Genomic DNA, 25,052 nt, shown 5'->3' with positions numbered 1-25,052 from the left:
CCCCCGGCGGCGGGGCATCACGTCCGGGACGCGGCGGGCCGGCAGCGCACACGCGTGAGACGGTCGCAAGGCCCGTGGCGGGCGGGTTCAGTGCCGCGCCAGGTCCTGCGGCAGCAGGGCGCTCGCCACGGCGCGGACGGCCTCCAGGTCCACCGCCTCGGGAGCCACCCGCCACTGCGCGTGCACGCCGATGACGGCCCCCACCAGCAGGACCGTGAACGCCTCCGGATCGACCCCCGCGGGCAGCGCGGCGGAGCGCATCCGGGCCCGCGCCCCCTGCCGCAGCGCCGCGTGCAGCCGCGCGTAGTGCTCGCGGATCGGCGAGCCGTCCTCCACGGCCTCGCCCAGCAACGTGATGAACAGGCGGGTGACGGGCAGCCTGACGAAGCCCATGACCTGCTCCAGCGGATCGGCCGCCCCCTCGGGCGGCCCGAACCCGGCCAGCATGGCCTGCAGCCGGTCCTCCAGCACCGCCTCCAGCAGGCCGAGCTTGTTGCCGAAGTGCCAGGGGATCGAGCCTCGGCTGATGCCCGCCCGCTCGGCGATCTCGACGAAGCTCGTCCGGCGGAACCCCTTCTCGGCGAACAGCTCGCCCGCCGCCTGCACCAGCAGGCGGCGGCTCTCCTGGGTGGTCTCGGTACGTCGCGTGGCCATGACGCCCATCTAACCCCGATGCCGGATGACAGATCAAATGCTGACGGATATAGCCTATGTCAGCCGACATAGAAGTCGTCGGCACCCGAACCGGAAGGGTCCCCCTTGTGAAGCTGCCCAAGACCGCGCACACCGCCCACGCCTGGCGCATCCACGAACTCACCCCCGACTTCCGCGTCCAGGACGTGTGGTCCTTCCGCACCCCCGGAGCCGGACCCGGCGACTTCCCCGCGATGCTCACCGCCATGCGCGCCACCGGAGGACTGCGCGACCAGAGCCGCCCGGTACGGCTGCTGTTCGCGCTGCGCTGGCGGATCGGCGCCCTCCTCGGCTGGGACGACCCCGCCCGCGCAGCCGCCTCCCTGCGCGAACGCCTGCCCGCCGACCTGCGCCGGGCCCCGCGCGGCCACGACAGCCCCGGCCTGCCCCTCAAAGCCCTCTACGAACTGCGCACCGAATCGGCCCGCGAACTGGCCAACAGAACCGGGCACTGCGTCATGCACCTCGGCTGGGCCCCGGCGGCCGACGGCCACGAACTGCGGATGGCCGTCCTGGTCAAACCCCGCGGCCGCTTCGGACGCCTCTACATGGCCGCCATCGCCCCCTTCCGCCACCTGATCGTCTACCCGGCGCTGACCCGCCGCTGGGAGCGGGCCTGGCGCGAGCACGCCACCGCCGGCGGCGCCCGGTGAAGGCCGGCGGCCGGCTGCTGCGCTGGGCGGGCGCCGTCCTGATCGCCCTGGGCGCGGGCCACCTGTCCCTGCTGCTGCTCATGTCGTGGGACGGCGTCGCCGGCTGGGCCCGGCGGGGACTGTGGGCGGCCGTCCCGCTCACCTTCGACACCGGCGGGCAGCCGGCCTCCGCGATCCGCGACACGCTCGTCTTCTGGGCCGGGCCGGGAAGCTTCGCCGTCCCCCTGATCCTGCTGGGCGCCCTGATCTGGCGCCTGGCCGGGCGCGGGACACCGGTGCCCGCCTGGCTCGGCTGGGCGCTGGCCGCCTGGTGCGCGCTCGGCGGCGTCCTGCTGGTGCCCTCGCCGTACTTCGCGGGAAGCGCCGCCGGACTGCTCGTCGTCCTGGCGGCCCGCCGGCGGCCGGACATGAGCGATCGCTCATGACGCACACCCGAACCGGCATTGGTGTTCATGGGCGCGGCCCGGCACAGTGGAGGGCATGAACACCACTGTGCGCGTGGCGATCGTCGGCGACCGCAAGCCCGGCTTCCCTCCCCACACCGCCACCGAGCAGGCGCTGCAGCACGCCGCCGACCTCCTCGGGGTGCGGGCGCGGGTGCGCTGGGCGGCCACCGGGCCGCTGGAGTCCGACCCGGGCGCCCTCCGCGACGCCGACGCGCTGTGGTGCGCGCCCGGCAGCCCCTACCACAGCCTGGCCGGCGCGCTGGCCGCGCTGCGCCACGGCCGCGAGAACGGGGTGCCGACGCTCGGCACCTGCGGCGGATTCCAGCACATGGTCATCGAGTACGCGCGCCACGTCCTCGGCCACACCGACGCCGCCCACGCCGAGTACGACCCGTACGCCTCCGATCTGTTCGTCTCCAAGCTCACCTGCTCACTGGCCGGCCGGACCCTGCCCGTCACCCTGACGCCCGGCTCCCGGGCCGCCGCCCTCTACGGCGCCACCCGGGCCGAGGAGGAGTACTACTGCGACTTCGGCCTCGACCCCGCCCGCCAGACGGGCCTGCACGAGGGCGGCTTCCACGTCACCGGCACCGACGCCGACGGCGAGGCCCGGGTACTGGAACTGCCCGGCCACCCCTTCTACCTCGCCACCCTGTACGTCCCGCAGGCGCGTTCACGGCCCGGCGCGCCGCACCCGCTGGCCCTCGGCCTGCTGCGGGCCGCCCTGTGACCTTCACCCAGCTCAGGATCCTGCAGGCGGTCGCGCGCACCGCCAGCATGACCCGCGCCGCCGAGGAACTGTCGAGCACCCAGTCGGCCGTCAGCCACGCCGTGCGCGCCCTGGAGCGCGAACTCGGGCTCACCCTCCTGGTACGCGGCGGCCGCGGCATCACCCTCACCGAAGCCGGGCGCGCCGTGTGCCGCCGGGCCGCGCACATCCTCACCCAGCTCGAAGCACTCGAGCAGGAGGCCGCCGCCGCCCGCGACCGCGAACGCGGCAGCCTGCGCGTCGGCACCGTCCCCAGCGCCGGCGCCCGGCTGCTGCCGCCGATCCTGCGCCGCTTCGCCCAGACGCACCCGCGCGTACGCCTGACCGTCATCGAGGGCTCCGACGACGAGGTCCTGGAATGGCTGGCGACCTCCGCCGTGGACGTGGCGAGCGTGTCGGCCGGAATCGCCCCGCACCCCCCGGGCTCGACGATGCGGACGCTGACCCGCGACCGCATGCTCGCGCTCCTGCCGGGCGAGCACGACCTGGCCGCCCTCGACGCGGTGCCGGTGACCGAACTGGCCCGGCACCCGTTCATCATGTCCACCGGCGGCTGCGAGCCGCTCATCACGGCGCTGGCCCACGCGGCCGGGGCGAGCCTGAGATGCCACTACCGGGTGCGCGAGACCGCCAGCATCCTGGCGATGGTCGCCGAAGGACTCGGCGTGAGCGTCGTGCCCGAACTGTCGCTGCCCGCCCACCGTACGGGCGTGCGCGCGCTTGCGCTGGACCCGCCCGCCGAGCGCACCGTCCTGCTGGCCCTGCCGCCCGACCCGCTCCCGGCCGCCGCCGCCTTCGCCGACGTGGCCCTCGCCCTCACCGGCGCGCCGTGACCCGTGGCCGCGCGCGGGGTGGCCGGGCGTCGCGGCCCGGTGCTCGCGCTCGCACCCACGCGCACTGTCCCACGCGCACCGTCGTGCTCACCCGACGCGCTCGCGTACCGGCTGGCGCAGCAGCGTGCGAGGCACCGGCACGTCCCACGCCGTCAGGTACACCTCGTGGTGCGGGCCGTTGGGCACCAGGTCGTGCTCGGCCAGGTAGGCGTCCAGGACCGCCAGCGACACGTGCTCCTCACTGAACGGCCCCACGTGCAGGACCTGCGCGCACCGGCCCGGCGTCACCACCGCCAGCCGTACCCGGTCCACCGCCGCCCCCGACGCCCGCGCCCGCTCGCGCGCCGCCTCCACCATCCCCGCTTCCAAGCCCTCCACCACGCTCTCCTTCGCGCGCCCCTCCCCCGGGCCCTTCTCCGCCTGGCTCCCCTCAGCCAGCGGCAGCAGCAGATGCCAGCGCCACAGCTCGCGCGGCACCTCCAGCGGCGGCCGCCCGTCGTCCTCCACCCACCACTGACCCTCCAGCGGGCCCGGCTCCACCGGCAACTCGGCGGCCACCGCCGTCAACGCCCCCACCGCCCCCAGGTGCTCCCGCCCGCCCGGCGCGCCCACACCGGACACGCTCAGGCAGCGGACCGGGCCGTGCGTCGTGATCGTCACGTTCATCATTCCTCCACACAGATCATCAGATGGGTGACCAACCGCTCGGGCGCCGTCGTCGCCGGATCGGAGACGTACACCTCGCGCAACGGCCCGGACACCGGGCAGCCGTGCTCGGCGCACCAGGCCAGCAGCGCGTGCGCCGTCAGCGAGATCTGCTCGTACGGCCCGACGTGCGTCGCGCACGCAAACCCGCCGCCGGGCAGCACCTCCAGGTCCAGCCCGGCCGGGACGGCGCCGCCGGGCAGCACCAGCGCCGCCCGCACCTCGATCGGATCGTCCAGATCGAGCGGGAACAACCCGATCAGCCGGACGGGCGGCGCGGGCGCGGCCGCCGCCAGCAGCCGGCCGACGGCCGCCGAGGTCGCCCGGCCGATCCCGCCCTCGCCGGCCACGTGCTCGCCGGTGGAGGCGACCCGCAGGCTCTCCTCCCGCACCAACCGCACCGGCGGCGCGGGCAGCCCCTCGGCCATGACCCGCTCCAGCGCCGACAGCGTGCGCCGCCGCCGCTCCAGCTCGCTCTCCAGCGATGTCCGCACACCCTCCAGGGCGGCGCTCGCGCCGGACAGGACCTCGCCGACCACCGCCAGCGGCACGTCCAGCGAGCGCAGCAACCCGATCGCCATCGCCCGCCGCGCCTGCTCACGCCGGTAGTAGCGGTAGCCGGTGAAGGCGTCCACGTGCGCGGGCGCCAGCAGCCCCAGCTCGTCGTAGTGCCGCAACTGCTTGACGCTCAGGCGGCTCAGCCTGGCGAAACGCCCGATCGGCAGCAGGTCCTCGTCCATGGCTCAAGCATGGTCTCTCCCACCGGGGGAGAGTCCAGCCGAACCCCGATTGCTCAGTTTGACTTAATAAGTTTTACTGTATTCATGCCCCGGAAGACCCCCGAGCTCGGCCGCTTCACCGACGTCGCGCTCCTCGTCCTCATCAGCCTCGCCGAAAGCCCCAAACACGGCTACCGCATGATCGCCGACATCGAGACCTTCTCCGGCACCGTCCTCGAACCCGGCACCCTCTACGGCGCCCTCATGCGCCTCGAACAACGCGGCTGGATCACCCCCCTGCCCACCACGGAACGCCGCAAGCCCTACCGCATCACCGACCCGGGCCGCGCCGCACTCACCGAGCAACTCGCCACCCTGCGCCGCATCGAACAGACCGCCGCCCTCCGTATCCAGCCCACCTGGGGAACCGCATGAGCCCGGCCACCGCACTCGCCCGCGCCCTCCTGGCCCTCTACCCGCCCACCTGGCGCGACCGCTACGCCGAGGAGGTCACCGACCTCATCACCAGCCGCCCCGTCCGCCCCCGCACCCTGCTCACCCTCGCCACCGGCGCCGCCGACGCCTGGATCCACCACCGCCACCCGCTCACCCTCACCCGAGCCGCCCTTCTCGCCCTCGCCGCCGTCGTCCTGGCCGCCCTCTGGAACCCCGCCATCGACGAGCGCCTGACCCAGCCCGCCGACCCCGCCCTGCTCACCACCGCCACCACCCTGTTCATCGCCGCCGCCGCACAGGCCGTCCTGCCCCTGCTCACCACCCGCCGCCTCACCCGCGCCGCCGTCCTGCTCGCCCTGCCCGCCGGCGCCGCCGCCCTCTACTCCACCCTCGCCCTCACCGGCGCCCTCACCGAGTACGGCCACGCCGGCGGACCCGTCGCCCACGCCACCCTCGGCGGCCTGCTCGCCCCGCTCCTCATCACCCTGGCCCTCCCCCTGACCACCACGGCCGCCGGCCACGACCACAGCGGCGCCACCCCCCGCACCGCCGCCACCTGCCTGGCCGTCGCCGCCATCCTCAACACCATCGCCTGGCTGCCCGTCCTCGCCGTCCTGAGCGCGGCACTGCCCCGCACCCCCTGGACCGCCTTCGCCGCAGCCGCCCTCAGCATCGGCATGTCCGCCCTCGCCGCCACCACCGCCCTCACCCGGACCCGCACCACCCGGCCCCGGCTCGCCGCCCTCTGACGGCCATGACGCAGATCAGCGCCCCCTCCGGGACCTGACCACCCCGGGCAAGCCACAGCTCACGCGGCAGCAGCCCTGCCCAGCGCCGCCGCCGTCACCGCCCGCGCCACCACCGGATCGTCCAGCACCTCCACCGAATCCACCACCTGATCCACACACCCCGCCACCGGCAGCGCCCGCACCACCGGATCGGCCACCGACCCCAGCAACGCCCGCGCGAACCGATCGCCGCCGATCACCATGAACGGCCGGTCGTGGAAGGCCCGCACCCCCTCATCCAGCCGCTCGGCCAGCATCAGCCGATTCTGCAGCGCCGCCGCCCGGCTGTAGGCGAGCGACAACCCCGCCTCCCGCTCCCGCCACGAGCGCGCCCCCAGCGCGGCCCCCAGCGCCTCCGCCAGCTCCGCCGACCCCGGCACCCGCGCCAGCGCACTGCCCAGCCACTTGCCGTACGGCGGATACCGGCGACGCAGCAACAGCACCAGCCGCATCACCTCACGCACCAGCCGCGCACCCGCCACCGCCGACCCCCGCTCGTCGCCCACCTCACCGCACCGGCCCGGAAACGGCTCCTCCTGCGCGATCCGCCGCCACTGACACGCCAGCACATACCGCCACACATCATCCGGATACCACTTCAGAACCTCGCGGACCCCGGTCAACTCCCCCAGATCATCATGGAACACCTCACCCTGCGTCACCTCCGCCAGCCGCTGCCACGGCACCGACAACCAGTCCAGCGCCGACACCCCCTCACGCGGATCGAAACCCAGCCGCCCCCGCAACCACGCACCCCACTCCCACACCTCCACCCCGCGACGCTCCGCCCCCCGATAGGAGAACACCGTCGGAAACCCGCCGAACCGCCCGGGCAGCCCCCCTGCCACCCGAGCCTCCACCTCGGCCACGTCCCCCTCGGCCACGAACACCAGCACCCGAGGACCCCAACCATGATCAGCCGAGCGGCCCGTGTCGAACGCCAGCACCTCCGACCCCGGACCCACCAGCGCGGCCCCGTGCGGCACCCCGCCCAGCAGCGGCGCCACGACCTCACCATAGAAAGACCGAGCCAACTCAAGACCAGGAACAAATCCGGACATCACCCCGTCAACTCTGCCTGACCGGCCCCCAAACCACACCCCAATAAACCCCCGGCCACCCCGTCCAAGGCACGGCCCCCACCCCGGCACAACGCCCCACGAAACCGTACGAACCCACCGACCCCGGGCAGCCGGACCCCGCCTTCACCGGGAGAAGACCGGGACCCGGCCGGAGCGGCATCCCCCGGACGCCATCAGCGGACCTCCCACCACCTCAGGCTGGAAGCCGTCCCACCCGGCCTGGTCGGCCTCGGCAGCCAGGCGGTTGCGACTGCCGGGTGGACGAACCCGTCGAACAGCAGGACGTAAACCTGAACGGATCAGCGCAAGCCGCGGGTTACTGCAGCTTGTACACCGCTTCCACGTTGTTGCCGTCCGGGTCATTCACGAACGCGCAATAGGCACCGTACTCAGGCCACACCCGGGGCTCGTACCGAGACGTGCCGCCCGCCGCCAGCGCGGCCTCATGGAAGGCGTCGACCGATGCCTGGTCGCGGGCGGTGAACGCGATGTGCGCACCCTGCGTCACCGTGGCGCCGTTCGCGGGATACAGACCGAAGGACGGGGTGTCCAAGTCCTCCTCCCAGAACTCCGCACCGCCGTCAGCCGCCTCACCGACCACACCGAGGGGCTTGAGCGCGGCGGTGTAGAAGCGGGTGCTCGCCTCAAGATCTGCAGCGATAAAGGTCACATGGTGGATGAAAGGCCATCTTTCAGTCATGAATGAGGAGTGTACGGCCGCTCAGCGGGTGAACAGATCGAAGGGGCCCAGGTCACGGACGAACTGGGCCAAAGCGTGAACGGCGCAGCATCACCGGCGGTTCAGCCAGCTCGATCTCACGTTCGCCGCCGACGCACCGAGCCGACACATCAGCCTGGTGCAGACCGGCAAGTCCCGCCCCAGCGCCGAGACGATCCTGCGGCTACCCGAGCGACGCCGACAGCGACGCCGCCTCCTCCGCCGACGGGTAGCCGCCCGTCCCCTCGCGCCCGCCGCAACCCCGCCGGCGGTGTGCGCTCCGCGAATCCGGACACATGAGGTTGCCAAGACAGGTGGCGGCCTTGGACGCTCACCTTACCGACGCGTACGACCCTCCAGGAGCGCCCCGTGATCATCGAGGATCTGTCCGAACCTGAACGCGCCCTCTGGGAGGCGTTTCCCACAGCACGTCCCGTGGAGCTTCCCGGCACACCCGTTCGGGCTGCGATCATCGCAAGGATACTGCTCGGCGCCCAAGAACCCCTCCCAGGACAGACACCCGGCCTCCACCTGTCCGGCGCCCGCATCACCGGCCGATTGGACCTCTCCTACGCCGAGGTACAACACCCACTGATCCTGACCAAGTGCGAGTTCGAACAAACACCTGTCCTCACCGAAGCCCGCACCGGCCTCGTGGACCTCACGGCCTCCCGAGCACCCGGACTACAGGCCGTAGCCGCTGTGATCGGCGGGACACTACGCCTGGAAGACTGCGAGATGGCCGGCCCCATCCAGCTCACCGGGGCCCACGTGTCCCGCACACTGAACCTCAGCGGCGCAGCGATCCACGCACCCCACGCCGTCCACGCCGACGGCCTCACCATCGACCGCGATCTTCTGTGCGCAAACACCGTCATCGACGGTGAATTACGCCTCACCGGCGCCAGAATCGGCGGAACCATGACCCTCGACGGCGCACGCGTCGGACAATCAGGCGGCTTCAGCCTCGCCGCCGAGGGAGTCGTCATCGACGGCGGGTTGTCATGTACCCGCGGATTCCACTCCTGGGGAGAACTGAACGTGCAGGACGCCCGAATAGGGCGCCGATGCGCCTTCAGCGGAGCCCGACTGTCCAACCCGGACGGCATCGCCCTCAACGCCGAGAGAATCAGCGTCGAGGGCGGACTCCGCATCGATGACGGCTTCACAGCCGAAGGCGAAGTCCTCCTGCGCGGAGCCCGCGTGGCCGGTTCGCTCCGACTCGCCCACGCGAACCTCACCAATCCGAGAAAACGCGCACTGAACGCGCCCGTGATGGAGATCGGCAGCGGACTGCGCCTCACACCAGGTTTCGCCGCGAACGGACAGGTCTTTCTGGACTCCACCCAGGTCCGCGGATCGGTCAACCTCGACGGCGCGACGCTGTCCAACCCCGGCGCGACGGCCCTGTCCCTACGTCGCCTCGCGATAACCGGCAGGCTCAGCTGCAGCGAAGGCTTCCAGGCCGACGGGGAGATCACGCTCATCAACACCCGAATCGAAGGCAGCCTGGAATTTCACGGCGCCGCCCTCAGCAATCCCAGCGGCCGGGCTCTGTCCCTGTGGGAGGTGACCGCCGGCGGCGGCATCGACTGCTGCGAAGGCTTCACCGCCACGGGAGACGTCTCGATCAGGAACTCCCGGATCACCGCCACACTCTGCCTCGCACAGACCACCGTCGACGGCGAACTGCACCTACGTGGCGCCGAAGCGGCCTCACTGAAGATCGGGCCCCAGACACAACTGCTGGGCACCGTCGACCTCCGCCACACCCGAGTCGGCGTACTCGACGACACACCCAGCCGATGGCCTGCTCACGTCCTCATGAACGGCTTCACCTATGACGGCCTGGAGGCCCCCCTACCAGTTCAGGAACGACTCGACTGGCTGGCCAAGGAAACCTACCAGCCTCAACCCTATGAGCAACTGGCCACCGTCTACCGCCGACAAGGTCACGACGAGGCTGCCCGGGACGTGCTCCTGGCCAAACAGCGCCGCCACCGCTCAGGGCAGCGGCTCGGGGCACGGCTATGGGGACATGTACAGGACTGGACCGTCGGCTACGGCTACCGACCCCTCCGCGCCGCACTCTGGCTCGCGACCCTTCTTCTCATCGGCACAATCGTCTTCACCGCCCACCGGCCACCGGCCCTCAAACCAGGCGAGGCTCCCCCCTTCAACGCCTTCATCTACACCCTGGACCTGCTCCTCCCGATCATCAGCTTCGGACAGGAGAGCGCCTTCGGCCCACGCGGCGCACAACAATGGCTCGCCGCAGCGACGATCACCGCAGGATGGATCCTCGCGACAACCATCCTGGCAGGCCTCACTCGCGCACTCTCCCGCCCATAGCGCGACCAGAAACGGCCACCCTGACACCCACCCAGGAGCCGAAGTCACGGTCAGCAGCACGCCCCCGTCGCCACCCAGCGAAGCCAACGGTCCCCACAACCACGGGTGGTCTCGCCGGGCATCACCACACCCGGCGAGACCACCCGCACATCACCGGCCCGCAACCCCCGACACCGAAGATCACACCCAGTGGTAGGCCAGATTCACACCCAGCGAGGCGACAGCCGTGGCGAAGAAGAACGCCCAGTTCCCGAGCTTGCGCGAACCCACCCGCAAATGCGCCAGCAGCGCCCCGACGAAATACAGCACCAGCCCACTCGCGGCGAGCGTCCCCAACATCGGCACACCGAACCCGCCCAGCAGCCCCAAAGAGCCCGCCGCCAGCATCAGCCCCAGCACCGGCACCCACGACCGAGGCAACCGCTTCATGTCCGCCTGCGCCTTCGGGAACTCGTGCCCGATCAGATAGACCACCGCCGCACTGCCGAACAGAAACGCAGCGAACCCTGTGACCCAGGCATAGACAGTGAACATGACCACTCCTTCATGGTTGACCGTTATCGGTCCCTCAACACTCCGACGAAACAGCAGCCGGAAATGTCAGGCGCCACCCCCATCGACCGTCACAACCCCCGACCGACCCAACCTCGGACCACCCTTCAACCACCGGGCCGAACCCGGCCGCTTCGCCTCACCCCCGATCCGCGACACCGCGAACCTGCACGTGAACTCCTTGATCGCCGCACCCACCCGGCCACCCACATAAGCGCTCACCGCACTGTCGTCCCTGCGCGCGAGCTGCCGAACGGCAACACCCCGCCCCAAACTGACACACGCCCCCGAAAAGGCCAGATTGATCACCGGCGGCTCCGTCCCCGCCATCCGGCTCAACACCGTGTCCGCCGCCAACGCACCGAGCGGACCAGCCGCATAACAACTCATCCGCAACGGCCGCCCCGACGGCGCCGCCGCATCACCCGCCGCCACCACACGGACATCGTCGACACTGGTCAACGTCTCATCGGTCAGCAACCGACCCGCCTCATCGGTCCGCAACCCACTCGCCGCCGCCAACCCCGGCACCCCGAAACCAGCCGCCCAGATCGTCACCGCACTCGCCCGCACCTCCCCACCGGAAAGCACCACCGCATCCGCCCGGACCTCACCCACCGACTCACCCTCGACCACCGCCACACCAAGCCGCGACAACCACTTCGCCACAGCCCGACGACCAGGCAGACCAAACGACGGAGCCAGACTCCGGCCACACACCAACGTCACCGCACGCCCCTGCTCGCCCAGCTCAGCAGCCGTCTCGATCCCCGTCAACCCACCACCCACCACAGTCACAGGAGCATCCGCGGGCAACTCCGCCAACCTGGCACTCAACCGCCGCGCCAGCTCGAACTCCCCGATACCGTAGGCGAACTCGGCCGCGCCCGGCACCGACGACGGAACCCCCGCCGTACTACCGACCGCATAGATCAAGTAGTCGTAATCCAGCGTCCCCCCCGACTCCAGCAGCACCCGGCGCGCCGAACTCTCGATGGCCGCCGCACTGTCGACGACCAGCCGCACCCCCTCACCCAGAAGCGAGCCGAACTCCACCGTGGCCTGACTCGTACCGGCCACGAACTGGTGCAACCGAACCCGCTCGACGAACTCCGCACGCGGATTCACCAGCGTGATGTCGACACCGGCACGCAACCGCAGCCGATTGGCCGCAAGCGCCCCCGCGTAACCGCCACCGATGACGACCACCCTGTTCTCGGACATGGCAAGGTTCCTTTCTCGATCACAATGGTGTTGTGAGGCCCTCACCAGTACGACGGCACACCCCCACCGAATGTCAGGCGACCCACCCACCTGACATCGCGCACCACCGCCTCGTCGTACAAATGACGGCAGAACCAGGAAAGGACACGCACCACCCATGACCACCCCCGACCCGGACCAGCACGCGATCATGAGCGAACGGCCACTCCTGATCAACGTCGCCTACCGGCTCCTCGGCTCCATGGCCGAAGCCGAAGACGTCGTCCAGGAGACCTACACCCGCTGGTACGCCATGTCCCCCGCGCAACAACAAACCATCGAATCCCCAGGCGGCTGGCTCACCAAGGTCGCCACCCGAATCTGCTTCGACCTCCTCGGCTCCGCCCGAGTCCGCCGCGAAACCTACGTCGGCGAATGGATCCCCGAACCACTACCCGACCGCACCGAATGGGACAACGAACGACCCGGCAGCACCAACGTCGACCCCGCCGACCGCGTCACCCTCGACGAATCGGTCAACATGGCCTTCCTCGTCGTCCTCGAATCCATGACCCCCGCCGAACGCGTCGCCTTCATCCTGCACGACGTCTTCCGCTACCCCTTCACCGAAGTAGCCGAGATCGTCGGCCGCACCCCCGCAGCCTGCCGCCAACTCGCCTTCTCCGCCCGCCGCCGCATCGACGCCGCCCACGTACCCACCACCCCGCCCGCGCGGCAGGCCCACATCGTCCGACAGTTCAAACAGGCCTGGACCGCCAAGAACATCGACGCCCTCATCGCCCTGCTCGACCCCGACGCCACAGTCACCGCCGACGGCGGCGGCCGCGTCAGCACCATGCTCCACCCGATCGAAGGCGCCGCACAGATCGCCCGCCTGCTGATCAACCTCGCCGGCAAGCTGCACGACCTCACGATCCTGGAACGAACGGTCAACGGCCGACCCGGCCTCGTGGCCGAACAAGCCGGCACCATCATCACCGTCGTCGCATTCGACGTCGAAGACGACCAAATCACACACATCTGGGCAGTACGCAACCCCGACAAACTCCGCTCATGGCCGACGACCTCCCCGGAACACCCATGAACGGAGAGCACTAGCAGACCCGGAAAACCGGCCGCGGCCGCCGGCGCCCCCGCCGAAACGCCGTCCCTAGCCGGGAACGTGCATCTCACCCTCCACCACCACCCGCGCCCGGCCCGCCGTCAGCGCCGCCACCCACTCCTGGAACCCCGCCACCTCGTCCACACCCACCGCCACCGCGAACTCCACCGCCGCGCCGTACACGACCTCCGACACCGCGAACCGCGACGCCCGCAGATCGTTCTCCACCCGCCCCGCCTGATCATGGGCCACCGACACCCGCACCGACCGCGCCGGAACCATCCGCACCGGCTCCACCCGGTCCAGCGTCTCCGTCACCGCCGAACCGTAGGCCCGCACCAGACCGCCCGCCCCCAGCAGCACCCCGCCGAAATACCGGGTCACCACCGCGACCACGTCACTGAAACCACGCCCCACCAGCGCCTGCACCATCGGCGTACCCGCCGTACCACCCGGCTCGCCGTCGTCGTCGCCCTTCTGCAACCGCTCACCGATCACGTACGCCGTGCAGTTGTGGGTCGCCGAAGCGTGCAGCCGCCGACGCCCGGCGATGAACGCGATCGCCTCCTCCGCACTCGCGGCGGGTGCGATCGCGCAGACGAAACGGGAGCGCCTGGCCTCCGTCTCGTGCTCGATGGGGGTTTTGAGGGTCAAGTAGGGTGCGGGCACCGCACCACGCTACCGCCTTTACAAAGTAGACTTCATGCGCGGCCGGAGGCCACCAGCTCCGCGATCTGCACCCGCGACGAGGCCCCCAGCTTCGCCAGGATGTGCTCGATGTGCGCATCCGCCGTCCGCTTCGAGATCACCAGCCGCTCGGCGATCTCCCGGTTGGTCAGCCCTTCCTCCACCAGCGCCGCCACCTCCCGCTCCCGCACCGTCAGCAGCTCCATCGCCGCCCGCCGAGGCGGCGGCCCCGGCACCACGTCCACATCCTGCGCCGCCAGCTCCACCGCCTCCCCCAGCCCGATCGACGCCCCCTGCCTGAACACCGCCAGATACCGCTCCCGCCCCAGCCCACGCCGCACCGCCTCGATCGCCCGATCGTGATGACGCAGCAGCAGCGGCGCCCCCGCCAACGGCGCCGCGAACTGCTGCCACACCCGATCGGCCGCCCCCAGCAGCCACGCCGCCCGCACCATCCGATCCTGCTCGGCCGCCTGCCAGGCCAGCAACTCCAGGCAGTCGGCCACCGCCAGATGATCGCCCAGCGCGTACTTCATGCGCAGCGCCGCCCGCGCCTCCCGCACCGACCCCGCCAGATCCCCCAGCGTCCACCGTGCCAGCCCGCGCAGGAACAGCAGATACCCCTGCAGCCAGCACTCCCCCGCCCCCTCGCCGCCCAGCAGCGCCAGCGCCTGCCCCGTCACCTCGATCGCCTTGCCGCCCTCACCCGACAGCGCGTGCAACGCCCCCTTGCCCATGAGCGCGATCATCAGCCCACGCCGGTCACCCAACGCCGTCATCCGCGCGCACGCGTCGTCGAACAGCGGGAACCCCTCATCGGAACGCCCGCTCAGCAACCGGTGCACCGCCAGATGATGGATCGCGTCCGCCAGCAACCGCTCATCGCCCAGATCCCTGGCGATCTCCAGCGACTCCTCGATCCACGGCAGCGCCTCCCGCCGCGCACCCTGCTGCGCGGCGAAGAACCCCAGCAGCCCCAGCGCCTCCGCCCGCACCGCCACCGGCTCCGGCACCCGCTCCAGCGCCCGCTCCAGCCAGAACCGCCCCTCGACCAACCGCGCACCGCACAACCAGTACGGCCACAGCACCACCGCGAACCGCAGCGCCTCCCGCTCGCCCCCCGCCACCGCCAGCGCGTGCTCCAGCGCCGAACGCAGATTGGGCCGCTCCCCGTCCACGTCCCGATACATCGACAGCTGATCGCCCGTGAACGCCCGCTCGTTGAACCGCTCGGCCAGCCCTCGGAAGTAGGCCAGGTGCCGCTGCCGCACCGCCCCCTCCTGCCCGAACGCCGCCAGTTGCTCCGCGCCGAACTCCCGCAGCGTGTCCAGCAGCCGGTAGCGGTCGCCGCCGCCTTCCTGCCGCAGCAGTACCGACTTGTCGACCAGCCCCACCAGCAGCTCCACCACCCTGCCGGCGGGCAGCGCCGCGTCATGGCACACCGCCTCGGCCGCCGCAAGGTCGAACGACCCCGCGAACACCGACAACCGCGACCACAGCAGCCGCTCGCCGGGCTCGCACAGGTCGTAGCTCCACCTGATGGTCGTGCGCAGCGTCTGGTGACGCGGCAGCGTGCTGCGCCGCGCCGTCAGCAGGCTGAAACGGTCCTCTAAGCGGCCCAGCAGCCCCTCCAGCGGGATCGCCCGCAGCCGTACGGTCGCCAGCTCGATCGCCAGCGGTATCCCGTCCAGCCGCCGGCACACCGCCGCCACCGTCGCGTGGTTGGCCGCGTCGACCCGGAACCCCGGCACCACCGCCGCCGCCCGCTGCGCGAACAGCGCCACCGCGCCCTCGCCCGCCCCCGGTTCCTCCACCGGCAGCGGCGCCACCGCCAGCGTGTGCTCGCCGGCCACGTCCAGCGGCTGGCGCGTGGTGGCCAGGATCGTCACGGCGGGGGTCGAGCGCAGCAGCACCTCGGCCAGCGTCGCACACGCCTCGACCAGGTGCTCGCACGTGTCGAGCACGATCAGCACCTGCCGCCCCGCAAGGCACTCCACCAGGTGCTCCAGTGTCGGCCGCGCGTGCTGCTCGGGCAGCCCGAGCGCCGCCGCGACCGTGTGCGCCAGCAACCCGGCGTCCTCCAGCCCGGACAGCTCCACCAGGCACACCCCGTCGGCGAAGCGCTCGCGCACGTCGGCCGCGCTCTGCAGCGCCAGCCGCGTCTTGCCGACGCCGCCCGGCCCCACCAGACTCACCAGCCGAGCCTCCGCCAGCAGCCTGCTCACCTGCGCCAGCTCGCGCGGACGGCCCACGAACCCGGTCACCTGCACGGGCAGACCGCTGCGCTGTATGTCCATCGCCGGTGCCATCAGACCCTCCCGGATCCCGCCTCGATTGCCTCAGCGTACGCGCTGGATGACCGTTCGTAAGGGGGTATACCTACCAAGGCCCCCACCGGATTTAGGTATCCGGATAGGTACACCCCACCGGTGCACGGGACACCCGCGGTCCAGAACACTCCGAAGATGTGACCCTCGTCGGCCGTGACCGCCACCAGAGCGAACTCCTCTGCCTGCTCACCCGCCAGCGGCTGGTGACGATAACGGGAGCGGGCGGCGCCGGCAAGAGCGCCCTGGCCCGCGCCGTCGCCGGGCGCGTCGGGCCCGGCACCGTGCTGGTCGACCTGGCCGGCCTCGGGCCCGGGGACGGCCCCGGGGATCGCACAGCGCCGCCCGTGCCGCCGTGGGGCGGCGGCCCGCCTCCGGGCCTGCTCGTGCTCGACACCTGCGACCGCGCGATCGACGCGTGCGCCCGCCTGGCCGAGGACCTGCTGTCGGCCCTGCCCGATCTGCGGATCCTCGTCACCGGCCGCGAGTCGCTGGGCCTGCCGGGCGAGCACGTCGTCGTGGCCGGGCCGCTGCCGCCGGCCGACGCGGCCGCGCTGTTCCACCGGCGCTCGGGCGGGCTGGCCGCCGACCCCGGGGTGCTGGCGCGGCTGGAGGGGATCCCGCTGGCGATCGAGATCGCGGCCGAGCATCTGCTGGACGGTCCCCGGCTGGCGGCGCTGCTCGACACGGGTGTCTTCCTGGATCTGCCCGCCGGTCCCGGCCACCCGGCCAGGCACGCGAGCCTGCGCACCGCGGCGGGGTGGAGCCGGGCGCAGTGCCAGCCGGCCGACGTGCGGGCGTGGGAGCGGCTGGCGGGGCTCGCGGGGCCGTTCCGGCCGGAGGAGGCGGAGTGGGCGCTGGCCGCCCACGGGGCGCACGACCCGTCGGAGGCGGTGGCCCGGCTGGTGGAGCGCTCGATCCTGCTCGTCGAGCGGGGTCCGGGCGGCAGGTGGTACCGGATGCCGTTCCACCTGCGCGCCTTTACGAAGTAGACCTCACAGCGGGTTCTCGTGGACGTGCACGATGAGCCACTCGCCCTCCACCAGCCGCAGGACGCTCGTGGTGCGGACGGTCTCCGGCTCGCCGCGCTCGGGCTCCACCCGCAGCAGGTACCTGGCCAGCGCGGTCTCGCCCCAAACGTCCACGATCTCGCCGTGGGCGCTCAGGCTCACGCGGCCTTCGTCGGGGCGCGCGTCGCGGACCTTCTCCAGTTGCTCCCGGCTGGTGATGATCGCGGGCTCGGCGGAGTCGAAGATGGTCGCCTCGGGGTGCAGCCGCCGGTCGATGCCCGCCCGGTCGCCCCGGGTGTAGGCCTCGTACATGCCGGTGATGACGGCCCAGACGGCGTCGCGTGCCACTTTGCAGCTCCTTTGAGAGGTTTGAGGTTAGGAGTCACGTTAAACCAATTCGAGCCCACTTCGGGCCCTTTACACTGTAGATCAGTGGGTGACGCCCAGCCCGGCCGCGACCACCGCCACCAGCCGCCCGGCCGCCTCCGGGGCCAGCTCCCCCGCCGCCGACAACGCGTGCAGGCAGTAGGCGGACAGCTCCTCCGGCGGCACGTCCGTGCGCACCCGCCCGGCCGCCGCCCCCTCGGCCAGCAGGTCGCGCAGGAACGCCCGCAGCCGCTCTCTCGCGCCGCGCGCGTGCGCGCCGGCGTGCAGCTCGTCGCCGTCTCGGCGGGCGCCCTCGATGCCCGCGTACGCCGTGAGCACCGCCGTCAGCCGCTCGCCCACGTCACCGGGCCCGGCGGCGAGCGCGGCCAGCGCGGCCAGGTGCGCCTCGACATGCCGCTCGTGCCAGGCGCGCAGGATCGAACCGACATCGGGGAAGTACTTGTAGAGGGTGGCCCTGCCGATACCGGCCGCCTCGGCGACCCGCGACATGGTCAGGCCGTGCAGCCCGTGCGCCGCCACGAGCGCCGCCGCCGCGTCGAGGACCGCCTCGCGCACGGCCCGACGGTGCGCGTCGATCGTGTCGTCCCACAGCTTCGGCACAACATCAGCATATATTGGGACATTTTGTATTGACAGCGACATATTGTCTCGCAAAAACTGAAGTCCATGACACCACCACGCTGGGTACTGTTCCTCGGCATCGCGCTGTTCGCCCTGATCGTGATGGCGGTGGGCGCGATGATCGTCAGCAGTGGGGAGCACGCCCCCACCATGCACGCCTCGGCGCAAGGCTCCCCATGACCATGCCGCCGCGCCTGCGCAAGCTGGCACTCACGCTTCACGTCGCCGTGTCGGTCGGCTGGATCGGCGCCGTCGCGGCCTTCCTGGCGCTCGCGCTCACCCGCGACGCCTACCCCGCCATGGCGGCGATCACCCAGTACGTCATCGTCCCGCTCGCCGTGGCCAGCCTGGTCACCGGCCTGGTCCAGGCCGTCGGCACCCCCTGGGGGCTGCTGCGGCACTACTGGGTCGTGGTCAAACTCGCCTTCACCGCCGTGGCCACGCTCGTCCTGCTCGTCCAGGTCGGGCCGATCACCGCGGTCGCCCACGGCAGCGGAGGGCAGGCCGCCCGCCTGTCGCTCGCCCTGCACGCGTGCGGCGGCCTGCTCGTCCTGGTGACCTCACTCGTGCTCTCGGTGTTCAAGCCGCGCGGACGGCTCACTCGCGGCCCAGCTCGTGAGCAAGCCGCTCCAGCTCCGCTCCCCCCGCCATGAGGGCGGTCAGCTCCTCGCGGGTGACCTCCGCCTTGCCGTACTCGCCGAGGGAGGTGCCCCGGTTCAGCAGCAGGAAGCGGTCGCCGACGGGGTGGGCGTGGTGCGGGTTGTGCGTGATGAACACCACGCCCAGCCCCCGGTCGCGGGCCCGGGCGATGTAGCGCAGCACCACACCCGCCTGCTTGACGCCGAGCGCCGAGGTGGGCTCGTCGAGGATGAGCACCCGGGCGCCGAAGTACACCGCGCGGGCGATCGCCACCGACTGCCGCTCCCCGCCCGACAGCGTGCCGACCGGCTGGTCCACGTCGCGGACGTCGATGCCCATCGCGCGCAGTTCCTCGCGCGCCACGCGCCGGGCCTTCGCCACGTCGAAACGGCCGAAACTCCTGCGCGGCTCGGAGCCGAGGAAGAAGTTCCGCCACACCGACATCAGCGGGATCATCGCCAGGTCCTGATGGACGGTGGCGATACCCCGATCCAGCGCGTCGCGGGGGCCGGTGAGGCGCACCGGCTCGCCGTCCACGAGCAACTCGCCCGAGTCGTGCCCGTGCACCCCCGAAAGGATCTTGATGAGGGTGGACTTGCCCGCGCCGTTGTCGCCGAGCACGCAGGTGACCTGCCCGGCCGCCACTCCCATGGACACCTCGCGCAGCGCCAGCACCGAGCCGAACGTCTTGCCGATGCCCCGGGTCTGCAGGATCATCGCCGCACCTCCTCCGCGTAGCGGCGCACCAGCCGGTTGGCGAGCGTGGCCAGCAGCAGCATCGCGCCGAGGAAGAACTTGAACCAGTCGGCGTCCCAGCCGAGGAACACGATGCCCTTGTCGGCCATGCCGAAGATCACCGCGCCGATCGAGGCGCCGATGGCCGAGCCGTACCCGCCGGTGAGCAGACAGCCGCCGATGACGGCGGCGATGATGTAGATGAACTCCTGCCCGATGCCGATGTTGGCCTGCACCGACGTGTAGCGCAGCGCCATGATCGAGCCGACCAGCCAGGCAGCGAACGCCGTCGTCATGAACAACGCGATCTTCGTGCGGGCGGCGGGCACGCCGACGGCACGGGCCGCCTGCTCGTCGCCGCCCACGGCGAAGATCCAGTTGCCCGCCCGCGAGCGCATGAGCACCCAGGTGGCCAGCGCCGTGACCGCCAGCCACCACACGATCGCCACGCGGAAGGAGGTGCCGCCCGCCTCGACGGTGCCCGCGAACACGCCCCGGGCCGACTCGAAGCCCGCCGCCTGACGCAGTCCGCCCGCCTGGACGCTCCCGGTGACGAGCTTGGTGACGCCCAGGTTGATCCCCTGCAGCATCAGGAACGTGCCCAGCGTGACGATGAAACTGGGCAGCCGGGTGCGGGTCACGACCAGCCCGTTGAGGAATCCGACGCCGAGCGCCACCGCCAGGCTCACCAGCAGGGCGGGCCACACGCCGAGCCCGTACCTGGTGGCCAGGATCACCGTGATCAGCCCGGTGGTGGCGGTCATGACGCCCGCCGACAGGTCGAACTCGCCGCCGATCATCAGCAGCGCGACGGCCACGGCCATGATGCCGAGGGTGGCGGCGGGGTCCAGCCAGTTGGCGACGCCGCCCAGGGAGCGGAAGACCTCCGACTGCGCGGCGAAGAAGGCGAAGACGGCGATCGCTCCGACGACCGCGCCCAGTTCGGGCCGGACGAGCGCGCGGCGCAGGCGGCCGACGTCGGCCAGGCGCTCGTCGGCCGTCACCGGGTGCCCGCCGAGGCGAGCTTCTCGACCTGGGCCGCATTCTCCTTGGTCACGAATCCGGGCCCGGTGTTGACGGGCAGCCCGCCGCCCACCGTGTTGAGATTGTCCTTGTACAGCTTGAGGAAGGTGATCGGCAGCCAGCCCTGCAGGTACTGCTGCTGGTCGACGGCGAACAGCAGTTCGCCGGCCTGGATCGCCTTCACCACGTCGCCCGACAGGTCGAAGGTGGCGAGCTTGGCCGCCGAGCCCGCGTCCTTGACGGCGTCGCGGGCGGCGACGGCGACGGCCGGGTTCAGCGTCAGCACCCCGGTGACCGACTTGTCCGACTGGAGCTTCGCGGTGACCTTCGAGGTGACGTCGGCGAGGTTGCCGACGTCCACCTGCAGCCGCTCGACGGTGCCGCCCAGGCCCTGCTCCGCGCCCTTGCACCGCTGGTCGAGGCCGACGTTCCCGGCCTCGTGGATCACGCACAGCAGCTTGCCGACGCCCGCGGCCTTCAACTGCTCGCCCGCACCGCGCCCGGCGACCTCCTCGGACTGGCCGACGTGCACGAGCGCGCCGAACGCCTTGGAGGAGTCGGCGCCGGAGTTGATCGTCACGACGGGGATCTTCGCGGCGACGGCCTTGCCGACGGCCTCCTTCAGCGCGTCGGGGTTGGCCATCGAGACCACGATGCCGTCCACCTTCTGCGAGACGGCCTGGTCGATCAACTGGGACTGCTGGGCCGGGTCGCCGCTGCCCTGGTAGGTGACGGTGGCGCCGTACTGCTTGCCCGCCGCCTCCGCCCCGTTCTTCACCACGTCCCAGAAGGAGTCTCCGGCTGCGCCATGGGTGATCACCGCGTAGGTGCCGGACACGCCCGCCTGCGCACTCTGCTGTGCGGACTGCGCACTCTGGCCCGCTCCGCCGCCGCCGGAGCATCCGGCGAGCGCCAGCGCGCCGAGCAGGGCCACCACGATCGGGGTTCGCTTCATCGCTTCAACCTCCAAGACCATTGGGTAGCCCGGTTGTAACCTCGTGTCCGCCTGCTGTCAACGGTTTGTCGTGACATCAGGACCTGACCTTCTACGGCGCGAGGCGCTCCCGCAGTTCCAGGACGCGGCGGGCCCGGCGGAGCACCGGGGCGTCGACGAAGCGGCCGTCCGGCAGGGCCAGCGCGCCCGCGTCCGACGCCTCGGCCGCCGCCACGATCTCGCGCGCCCGCGCAGCCTCCTCCTCCGACGGCCGGAACCCGCGCCTGATCGCCGGCACCTGGCGCGGATGCAGCGCCGTGCGGCCGAACATGCCGCGCGCCCGCCCCCGCACGCACGAGGCGACCAGTCCCTCCTCGTCCTTCAGGTCCGGATAGACCGACATCGCCACCGGCGGCAGCCCCGCCGCCGCGGCCGCCAGCACCACACCCAGCCGCAGCCCCTCCATCGCGCCCTCGTCGGCGATCGACAGCTCCGCCGCCAGGTCCTGCTCCCCCAGCGCCACCCCCGCCACCGCCGGATGGGCCGCGATCTCCGCCGCGTTGAGCAGCCCGGCGGCCGACTCCAGCAGCGCGTACACCGGCACGCCCGGCTCCGGCACGCCCGCCGCCGACTCCACCTTCGGCACCCGCACACCGTCGAGGCCCGGGGCGCCCGCGAGTGCGGCCAGGTCCGCGCGGCCGCGCGGACCCGCCAGGTCGTTGACCCGCACGTGGATCTGCGGCCCGCCCTCCGGCCGATCCCCGAGGTAGGCCAGCACGTTGGCCAGCGCCGCGTCCTTGCGCGCGGGCGCCACCGCGTCCTCCAGGTCGATGATGACCGCGTCCGCGCCCGAGGCCGCCGCCTTGGCGAAGCGCTCCGGCCGGTCGCCCGGGACGTACAACCAGGTCACGATCATGCGATCACTCCGAGTTCGCGCAATTCGGCCCGCTTTTCGGGGGTGATGTCAAGTTCGGCGAGCACCTCGTCGGTGTCGTGGCCGAGCGGACGGCCCGCCCAGCGCACCCGCCCCGGCGAATCCGACAGCCGGAAGAGCACGTTCTGCATGGTCACCGAGCCGAGTTCGGGGTCGGGGACGTCGATGAAGGTGTCGAGGGCCGCGTACTGCGGATCCTCGGCGATGTCCTTTACATTGTAGATCGGGGCGATGGCGGCCTGGGCCTCCTCGAAGGCCGCGACGACCTCCTTCGCGTCCCGCTCGGCGATCCAGGAGGCGACCGCCTCGTCCAGTTCGTCCACGTGCGCCACCCGCCCCGCGCCCGTCGCGAACCACGGCCGCTCCACCAGGTCCGCCCGCCCGACCAGCCGCATCACCCGCTCGGCGATCGGCTGCGCACTCGTCGAGATCGCCAGCCAGCGGCCGTCGCGGGTGCGGTAGGTGTTGCGCGGCGCGTTGCTGCTCGACCGGTTGCCCGTCCGCTGCGCCACCGCCCCCAGCGCCTTGTACGCCGACATCTGCGGGCCCAGCAGGCCCATGATGGGCTCGATGATGGCCATGTCGATCACCTGCCCGCGCCCGGTGCGCTCCCGCTCGCGCAGCGCCACCATGACCGCGTACGACATCGCCAGGCCCGCGATGCCGTCGGCCAGCGCCAGCGGCGGCAGCGTCGGCGGCCCGTCCGGCTCGCCGGTCATCGCCGCGAACCCGCTCATCGCCTCGGCCAGCGTCCCGAATCCGGGCTGGCCCGCCATCGGGCCGAACTGCCCGAACCCGGTCATCCGCGCCACGATCAGCCGGGGGTTGGCCGCCAGCAGGTCCCGGGGGTCGAGGTTCCAGCGTTCGAGCGTGCCCGGCCGGAAGTTCTCGATCAGCACGTCGGAGCGGGCCAGGAGACGCTTGACGACCTCCTGGCCCTCCGCCTTGGACAGGTCGAGGGCCACCGTGCGCTTGTTGCGCGACAGCGTCTTCCACCACAGGCCCACCCCGTCGACCGAGGCGCCGTGGCCGCGCGAGGGGTCGCCCCGGCGCGGATGCTCGATCTTGACGACGTCCGCGCCGAAGTCGCCGAGCATCATCGCGGCCGAGGGCCCGGCGAACAACGTCGCCATGTCGATCACCCGAAGGTCTGCAAGACTTCCCATAACCATATAACTTATAAGAAATGACTGCCGCACCGGTGAGCAAGGCCGACTACGTCTACGCCGTCCTGCTCGAAGAGATCCGCACCGCCCAGATCCCGGGCGGCACCGCGCTGCGCGCCGCCGCCGTCGCCGCCCGGCTCGGGGTGTCCGTCACACCCGTGCGCGAGGCGCTGCGGCGGCTGGAGAACGACCGGCTCGTGCGCTACCAGGCCCACCACGGCGCCACCGTGGTCGATCTCGGCGACGCGGCGCTGGAGGAGTTCTACGGCGTCCGCGCCGCCCTCGAAGGGCTCGGCGCCCGCCTGGCGGCGGCCCGCATCACCCCCGCGGAGCTGGACGGGCTGCGCGCGCTGCACGAGAGCATGGCCGAGTCGCTGGAACGGGGCGAGAGCGCCGGGCTCGGCGAGCTCAGCCGCGACTTCCACCTGCGCATCGCCGACATCGGCGGGCCCGCCTTCCTCGGCCAGCAGGCGCGGGCCGCGCACAACAGCTTCCCCGTGCCGCCCGGAGCTTCGCTGTGGCTGCGGCCGGCGCCGGCCGCGCGGCAGCTCGCCGCCCACGCCGCCGTGCTGCGGGCGCTGGAAGAGGCGGACGCCGACGCCGCCGAGCGCGTGATGACCGCGCACATCCGCGACGCGGGCACCTGGCGCCGCACCCATTTGTCAGGACATTCTGACCTCGGTTAACCTGATCGACATGTCCTCGAACCTCGCGATCGACCTGGACCGCTCCAGTCCCGTCCCCCTCTACTTCCAGGTGGCCGAGCAGATCGCCGAGGCCATCCGGCGGGGCGACCTGGCGCCCGGCGCCCGGCTCGACAACGAGATCCTGCTCGCCGACCGCCTCGGCCTGTCGCGCCCCACGATCCGGCAGGCCATCCAGTATCTCGTGGACAAGGGACTGCTCGTCCGCAAGCGCGGCGTGGGCACACAGGTCGTCCACGGGCAGGTCAAACGCTCGGTCGAGCTCACCAGCCTCTACGACGACCTGCGCAGATCCGGGCAGGAGCCCGCCACCCAGGTCCTCACCCTGCAGCCGCGCCCGGTCGCCGAGGAGATCGCGCCGATCCTCGGCGTCGAGCAGGGCACCGAGGTCCTCTACGTCGAACGGCTGCGCTTCGCCACCGGGGAGCCACTGGCCCTGCTGCACAACTGGCTCCCCCTCCACCTGGCGCGGCTCACCTCCGCGGACCTCGAAGGGCGAGGGCTGTACGAACTGCTGCGGGCCGCCGGGGTCCGCATGCGGGTGGCCAACCAGCGGATCGGCGCCCGCGCGGCCAGCCCGGCCGAAGCCAGGCTGCTCGGCGAACGGCGGGGGGCGCCGCTGCTGACGATGGTCAGGACGACCTACGACGACCAGGGTCGGGCGGTCGAGCACGGCTCGCACGTCTACCGGGCCTCCCACTACTCCCTGGAGGTCACCCTCATCGAGCGCTGAGGATCTCGGCGGGCTCGCACGGTCTGGCCCGCGCCGAGCACCTTGAGTGGAACCCGGACC

Annotated in this window: 29 protein-coding genes; 13 read left to right on the top strand and 16 right to left on the bottom strand. The window is 71.9% G+C overall.

Going from position 1 to position 25,052, the window contains the following annotated elements; all coding sequences use genetic code 11:
- Nucleotides 1-87: 87 nt before the first annotated feature.
- Nucleotides 88-654, bottom strand: coding sequence for a TetR/AcrR family transcriptional regulator (locus ABD120_RS25340; RefSeq protein WP_343952551.1), 567 nt, complete (start codon nt 652-654; stop codon nt 88-90).
- A 107-nt stretch (nt 655-761) separates the two neighbouring features.
- Between ABD120_RS25340 and ABD120_RS25335 the strand changes: the two genes are divergently transcribed.
- The 4 genes from ABD120_RS25335 to ABD120_RS25320 are packed head-to-tail and all read left to right on the top strand — an operon-like array spanning nt 762 to nt 3,394.
- Nucleotides 762-1,346: a DUF2867 domain-containing protein gene (locus ABD120_RS25335; RefSeq protein WP_343952550.1), complete on the top strand. Its 585-nt coding sequence runs from the start codon at nt 762-764 to the stop codon at nt 1,344-1,346.
- Nucleotides 1,343-1,771 (top strand): DUF6463 family protein, encoded by a 429-nt coding sequence (locus ABD120_RS25330; protein ID WP_343952549.1) that lies wholly within the window; start codon nt 1,343-1,345, stop codon nt 1,769-1,771. Before ABD120_RS25335 ends, ABD120_RS25330 begins: the two co-directional genes overlap by 4 nt.
- A gap of 55 nt (nt 1,772-1,826) precedes the next feature.
- Nucleotides 1,827-2,522 (top strand): CTP synthase C-terminal region-related (seleno)protein, encoded by a 696-nt coding sequence (locus tag ABD120_RS25325; protein WP_343952548.1) that lies wholly within the window; start codon nt 1,827-1,829, stop codon nt 2,520-2,522.
- Nucleotides 2,519-3,394 carry a LysR family transcriptional regulator gene (locus ABD120_RS25320; protein ID WP_343952547.1) on the top strand — a complete coding sequence of 292 codons (876 nt, stop codon included), beginning with the start codon at nt 2,519-2,521 and terminating at the stop codon, nt 3,392-3,394. Before ABD120_RS25325 ends, ABD120_RS25320 begins: the two co-directional genes overlap by 4 nt.
- Before the next feature lie 87 nt (nt 3,395-3,481).
- On the opposite strand, the gene ABD120_RS25315 is transcribed toward ABD120_RS25320, so the two are convergent.
- Both ABD120_RS25315 and ABD120_RS25310 read right to left on the bottom strand, forming a co-directional pair.
- Entirely contained in the window at nt 3,482-4,054 is a 573-nt protein-coding gene (locus tag ABD120_RS25315; RefSeq protein ID WP_343952546.1) for a hypothetical protein, read from the bottom strand.
- Nucleotides 4,055-4,059: 5 nt separating this feature from the next.
- On the bottom strand, nt 4,060-4,839 hold the full coding sequence (locus ABD120_RS25310) for a MerR family transcriptional regulator (protein ID WP_343952545.1): 780 nt from the start codon (nt 4,837-4,839) through the stop codon (nt 4,060-4,062).
- A gap of 84 nt (nt 4,840-4,923) precedes the next feature.
- On the opposite strand from ABD120_RS25310, the gene ABD120_RS25305 reads away from it, so the two are divergent.
- Nucleotides 4,924-5,253, top strand: a complete 330-nt coding sequence (locus tag ABD120_RS25305; protein ID WP_343952544.1) for a PadR family transcriptional regulator — start codon at nt 4,924-4,926, stop codon at nt 5,251-5,253.
- On the top strand, nt 5,250-6,023 hold the full coding sequence (locus tag ABD120_RS25300) for a hypothetical protein (protein WP_343952543.1): 774 nt from the start codon (nt 5,250-5,252) through the stop codon (nt 6,021-6,023). Before ABD120_RS25305 ends, ABD120_RS25300 begins: the two co-directional genes overlap by 4 nt.
- A 59-nt stretch (nt 6,024-6,082) precedes the next feature.
- Here the strand turns inward: ABD120_RS25300 and ABD120_RS25295 are convergent, their stop codons facing one another.
- Both ABD120_RS25295 and ABD120_RS25290 read right to left on the bottom strand, forming a co-directional pair.
- Nucleotides 6,083-7,069 carry a DUF4037 domain-containing protein gene (locus ABD120_RS25295; RefSeq protein WP_343952542.1) on the bottom strand — a complete coding sequence of 329 codons (987 nt, stop codon included), beginning with the start codon at nt 7,067-7,069 and terminating at the stop codon, nt 6,083-6,085.
- Nucleotides 7,070-7,460: 391 nt separating this feature from the next.
- Nucleotides 7,461-7,844 carry a VOC family protein gene (locus ABD120_RS25290; protein ID WP_343952541.1) on the bottom strand — a complete coding sequence of 128 codons (384 nt, stop codon included), beginning with the start codon at nt 7,842-7,844 and terminating at the stop codon, nt 7,461-7,463.
- A gap of 387 nt (nt 7,845-8,231) precedes the next feature.
- On the opposite strand from ABD120_RS25290, the gene ABD120_RS25285 reads away from it, so the two are divergent.
- The gene (locus ABD120_RS25285; RefSeq protein ID WP_343952540.1) at nt 8,232-10,214 is read left to right on the top strand and encodes a hypothetical protein; all 1,983 of its coding nucleotides are present in this window, start codon (nt 8,232-8,234) and stop codon (nt 10,212-10,214) included.
- 180 nt (nt 10,215-10,394) lie between these two features.
- Here the strand turns inward: ABD120_RS25285 and ABD120_RS25280 are convergent, their stop codons facing one another.
- Nucleotides 10,395-10,748 carry a DoxX family protein gene (locus ABD120_RS25280; protein WP_343952539.1) on the bottom strand — a complete coding sequence of 118 codons (354 nt, stop codon included), beginning with the start codon at nt 10,746-10,748 and terminating at the stop codon, nt 10,395-10,397.
- 66 nt (nt 10,749-10,814) lie between these two features.
- Entirely contained in the window at nt 10,815-11,990 is a 1,176-nt protein-coding gene (locus ABD120_RS25275) for an NAD(P)/FAD-dependent oxidoreductase (RefSeq protein ID WP_343952538.1), read from the bottom strand.
- Nucleotides 11,991-12,147: 157 nt separating this feature from the next.
- Here ABD120_RS25275 and sigJ point away from each other — a divergent pair, with 157 nt between their 5' ends.
- Nucleotides 12,148-13,074, top strand: a complete 927-nt coding sequence (gene sigJ / locus ABD120_RS25270) for an RNA polymerase sigma factor SigJ (protein ID WP_343952537.1) — start codon at nt 12,148-12,150, stop codon at nt 13,072-13,074.
- A gap of 66 nt (nt 13,075-13,140) precedes the next feature.
- Here sigJ and ABD120_RS25265 read toward each other — a convergent pair whose 3' ends face one another.
- Together ABD120_RS25265 and ABD120_RS25260 are read right to left on the bottom strand one after the other, a co-directional pair.
- Entirely contained in the window at nt 13,141-13,761 is a 621-nt protein-coding gene (locus ABD120_RS25265; RefSeq protein ID WP_343952536.1) for an IMPACT family protein, read from the bottom strand.
- Nucleotides 13,762-13,793: 32 nt separating this feature from the next.
- On the bottom strand, nt 13,794-16,088 hold the full coding sequence (locus ABD120_RS25260; protein WP_343952535.1) for an ATP-binding protein: 2,295 nt from the start codon (nt 16,086-16,088) through the stop codon (nt 13,794-13,796).
- Between the two features lie 158 nt (nt 16,089-16,246).
- Between ABD120_RS25260 and ABD120_RS25255 the strand changes: the two genes are divergently transcribed.
- Nucleotides 16,247-17,098 (top strand): hypothetical protein, encoded by an 852-nt coding sequence (locus tag ABD120_RS25255; RefSeq protein ID WP_343952534.1) that lies wholly within the window; start codon nt 16,247-16,249, stop codon nt 17,096-17,098.
- A gap of 3 nt (nt 17,099-17,101) precedes the next feature.
- On the opposite strand, the gene ABD120_RS25250 is transcribed toward ABD120_RS25255, so the two are convergent.
- Both ABD120_RS25250 and ABD120_RS25245 read right to left on the bottom strand, forming a co-directional pair.
- Nucleotides 17,102-17,464 carry a YybH family protein gene (locus ABD120_RS25250; RefSeq protein WP_343952533.1) on the bottom strand — a complete coding sequence of 121 codons (363 nt, stop codon included), beginning with the start codon at nt 17,462-17,464 and terminating at the stop codon, nt 17,102-17,104.
- Between the two features lie 81 nt (nt 17,465-17,545).
- The gene (locus tag ABD120_RS25245) at nt 17,546-18,103 is read right to left on the bottom strand and encodes a TetR/AcrR family transcriptional regulator (RefSeq protein ID WP_343952532.1); all 558 of its coding nucleotides are present in this window, start codon (nt 18,101-18,103) and stop codon (nt 17,546-17,548) included.
- A 66-nt stretch (nt 18,104-18,169) separates the two neighbouring features.
- Between ABD120_RS25245 and ABD120_RS25240 the strand changes: the two genes are divergently transcribed.
- Nucleotides 18,170-18,304 carry a hypothetical protein gene (locus tag ABD120_RS25240; RefSeq protein WP_343952531.1) on the top strand — a complete coding sequence of 45 codons (135 nt, stop codon included), beginning with the start codon at nt 18,170-18,172 and terminating at the stop codon, nt 18,302-18,304.
- Entirely contained in the window at nt 18,301-18,777 is a 477-nt protein-coding gene (locus ABD120_RS25235; RefSeq protein WP_343952530.1) for a hypothetical protein, read from the top strand. Before ABD120_RS25240 ends, ABD120_RS25235 begins: the two co-directional genes overlap by 4 nt.
- Here ABD120_RS25235 and ABD120_RS25230 read toward each other — a convergent pair.
- The 5 genes from ABD120_RS25230 to ABD120_RS25210 form a co-directional block, all read right to left on the bottom strand.
- The gene (locus ABD120_RS25230) at nt 18,722-19,480 is read right to left on the bottom strand and encodes an ATP-binding cassette domain-containing protein (RefSeq protein WP_343952529.1); all 759 of its coding nucleotides are present in this window, start codon (nt 19,478-19,480) and stop codon (nt 18,722-18,724) included. The genes ABD120_RS25235 and ABD120_RS25230 overlap by 56 nt on opposite strands.
- Nucleotides 19,477-20,502 (bottom strand): ABC transporter permease, encoded by a 1,026-nt coding sequence (locus ABD120_RS25225; protein WP_343952528.1) that lies wholly within the window; start codon nt 20,500-20,502, stop codon nt 19,477-19,479. Before ABD120_RS25225 ends, ABD120_RS25230 begins: the two co-directional genes overlap by 4 nt.
- On the bottom strand, nt 20,499-21,476 hold the full coding sequence (locus ABD120_RS25220; protein WP_343952527.1) for a sugar ABC transporter substrate-binding protein: 978 nt from the start codon (nt 21,474-21,476) through the stop codon (nt 20,499-20,501). Before ABD120_RS25220 ends, ABD120_RS25225 begins: the two co-directional genes overlap by 4 nt.
- A gap of 91 nt (nt 21,477-21,567) precedes the next feature.
- Nucleotides 21,568-22,371, bottom strand: a complete 804-nt coding sequence (locus ABD120_RS25215) for an HpcH/HpaI aldolase/citrate lyase family protein (RefSeq protein ID WP_343952526.1) — start codon at nt 22,369-22,371, stop codon at nt 21,568-21,570.
- Complete coding sequence (locus ABD120_RS25210) at nt 22,368-23,555, bottom strand: CaiB/BaiF CoA transferase family protein (protein WP_343952525.1); 1,188 nt, start codon at nt 23,553-23,555, stop codon at nt 22,368-22,370. Before ABD120_RS25210 ends, ABD120_RS25215 begins: the two co-directional genes overlap by 4 nt.
- A 20-nt stretch (nt 23,556-23,575) precedes the next feature.
- On the opposite strand from ABD120_RS25210, the gene ABD120_RS25205 reads away from it, so the two are divergent.
- Together ABD120_RS25205 and ABD120_RS25200 are read left to right on the top strand one after the other, a co-directional pair.
- The gene (locus ABD120_RS25205; RefSeq protein ID WP_343952524.1) at nt 23,576-24,241 is read left to right on the top strand and encodes a GntR family transcriptional regulator; all 666 of its coding nucleotides are present in this window, start codon (nt 23,576-23,578) and stop codon (nt 24,239-24,241) included.
- 10 nt (nt 24,242-24,251) lie between these two features.
- Nucleotides 24,252-24,992 carry a GntR family transcriptional regulator gene (locus tag ABD120_RS25200; RefSeq protein ID WP_343952523.1) on the top strand — a complete coding sequence of 247 codons (741 nt, stop codon included), beginning with the start codon at nt 24,252-24,254 and terminating at the stop codon, nt 24,990-24,992.
- The last annotated feature ends 60 nt before the right edge of the window (nt 24,993-25,052 follow it).

Source organism: Nonomuraea longicatena (genome assembly GCF_039525605.1).
Taxonomy (GTDB): Bacteria; Actinomycetota; Actinomycetes; order Streptosporangiales; family Streptosporangiaceae; genus Nonomuraea; species Nonomuraea longicatena.
Note: the sequence above shows the minus strand (reverse complement) of the source record. Positions and strands in the feature narration are given on the sequence as shown.

Bases quoted from the DNA above. Each gene is read 5' to 3' on its own strand.
- ABD120_RS25340 (WP_343952551.1), bottom strand. From the start codon at position 654: ATGGCCACGCGACGTACCGAGACCACCCAGGAGAGCCGCCGCCTGCTG.
- ABD120_RS25325 (WP_343952548.1), top strand. From the start codon at position 1,827: ATGAACACCACTGTGCGCGTGGCGATCGTCGGCGACCGCAAGCCCGGC.
- ABD120_RS25310 (WP_343952545.1), bottom strand. From the start codon at position 4,839: ATGGACGAGGACCTGCTGCCGATCGGGCGTTTCGCCAGGCTGAGCCGC.
- ABD120_RS25305 (WP_343952544.1), top strand. From the start codon at position 4,924: ATGCCCCGGAAGACCCCCGAGCTCGGCCGCTTCACCGACGTCGCGCTC.
- ABD120_RS25300 (WP_343952543.1), top strand. From the start codon at position 5,250: ATGAGCCCGGCCACCGCACTCGCCCGCGCCCTCCTGGCCCTCTACCCG.
- ABD120_RS25290 (WP_343952541.1), bottom strand. From the start codon at position 7,844: ATGACTGAAAGATGGCCTTTCATCCACCATGTGACCTTTATCGCTGCA.
- ABD120_RS25280 (WP_343952539.1), bottom strand. From the start codon at position 10,748: ATGTTCACTGTCTATGCCTGGGTCACAGGGTTCGCTGCGTTTCTGTTC.
- ABD120_RS25275 (WP_343952538.1), bottom strand. From the start codon at position 11,990: ATGTCCGAGAACAGGGTGGTCGTCATCGGTGGCGGTTACGCGGGGGCG.
- sigJ (WP_343952537.1), top strand. From the start codon at position 12,148: ATGACCACCCCCGACCCGGACCAGCACGCGATCATGAGCGAACGGCCA.
- ABD120_RS25260 (WP_343952535.1), bottom strand. From the start codon at position 16,088: ATGGCACCGGCGATGGACATACAGCGCAGCGGTCTGCCCGTGCAGGTG.
- ABD120_RS25240 (WP_343952531.1), top strand. From the start codon at position 18,170: ATGACACCACCACGCTGGGTACTGTTCCTCGGCATCGCGCTGTTCGCC.
- ABD120_RS25235 (WP_343952530.1), top strand. From the start codon at position 18,301: ATGACCATGCCGCCGCGCCTGCGCAAGCTGGCACTCACGCTTCACGTC.
- ABD120_RS25230 (WP_343952529.1), bottom strand. From the start codon at position 19,480: ATGATCCTGCAGACCCGGGGCATCGGCAAGACGTTCGGCTCGGTGCTG.
- ABD120_RS25220 (WP_343952527.1), bottom strand. From the start codon at position 21,476: ATGAAGCGAACCCCGATCGTGGTGGCCCTGCTCGGCGCGCTGGCGCTC.
- ABD120_RS25215 (WP_343952526.1), bottom strand. From the start codon at position 22,371: ATGATCGTGACCTGGTTGTACGTCCCGGGCGACCGGCCGGAGCGCTTC.
- ABD120_RS25210 (WP_343952525.1), bottom strand. From the start codon at position 23,555: ATGGGAAGTCTTGCAGACCTTCGGGTGATCGACATGGCGACGTTGTTC.
- ABD120_RS25205 (WP_343952524.1), top strand. From the start codon at position 23,576: ATGACTGCCGCACCGGTGAGCAAGGCCGACTACGTCTACGCCGTCCTG.
- ABD120_RS25200 (WP_343952523.1), top strand. From the start codon at position 24,252: ATGTCCTCGAACCTCGCGATCGACCTGGACCGCTCCAGTCCCGTCCCC.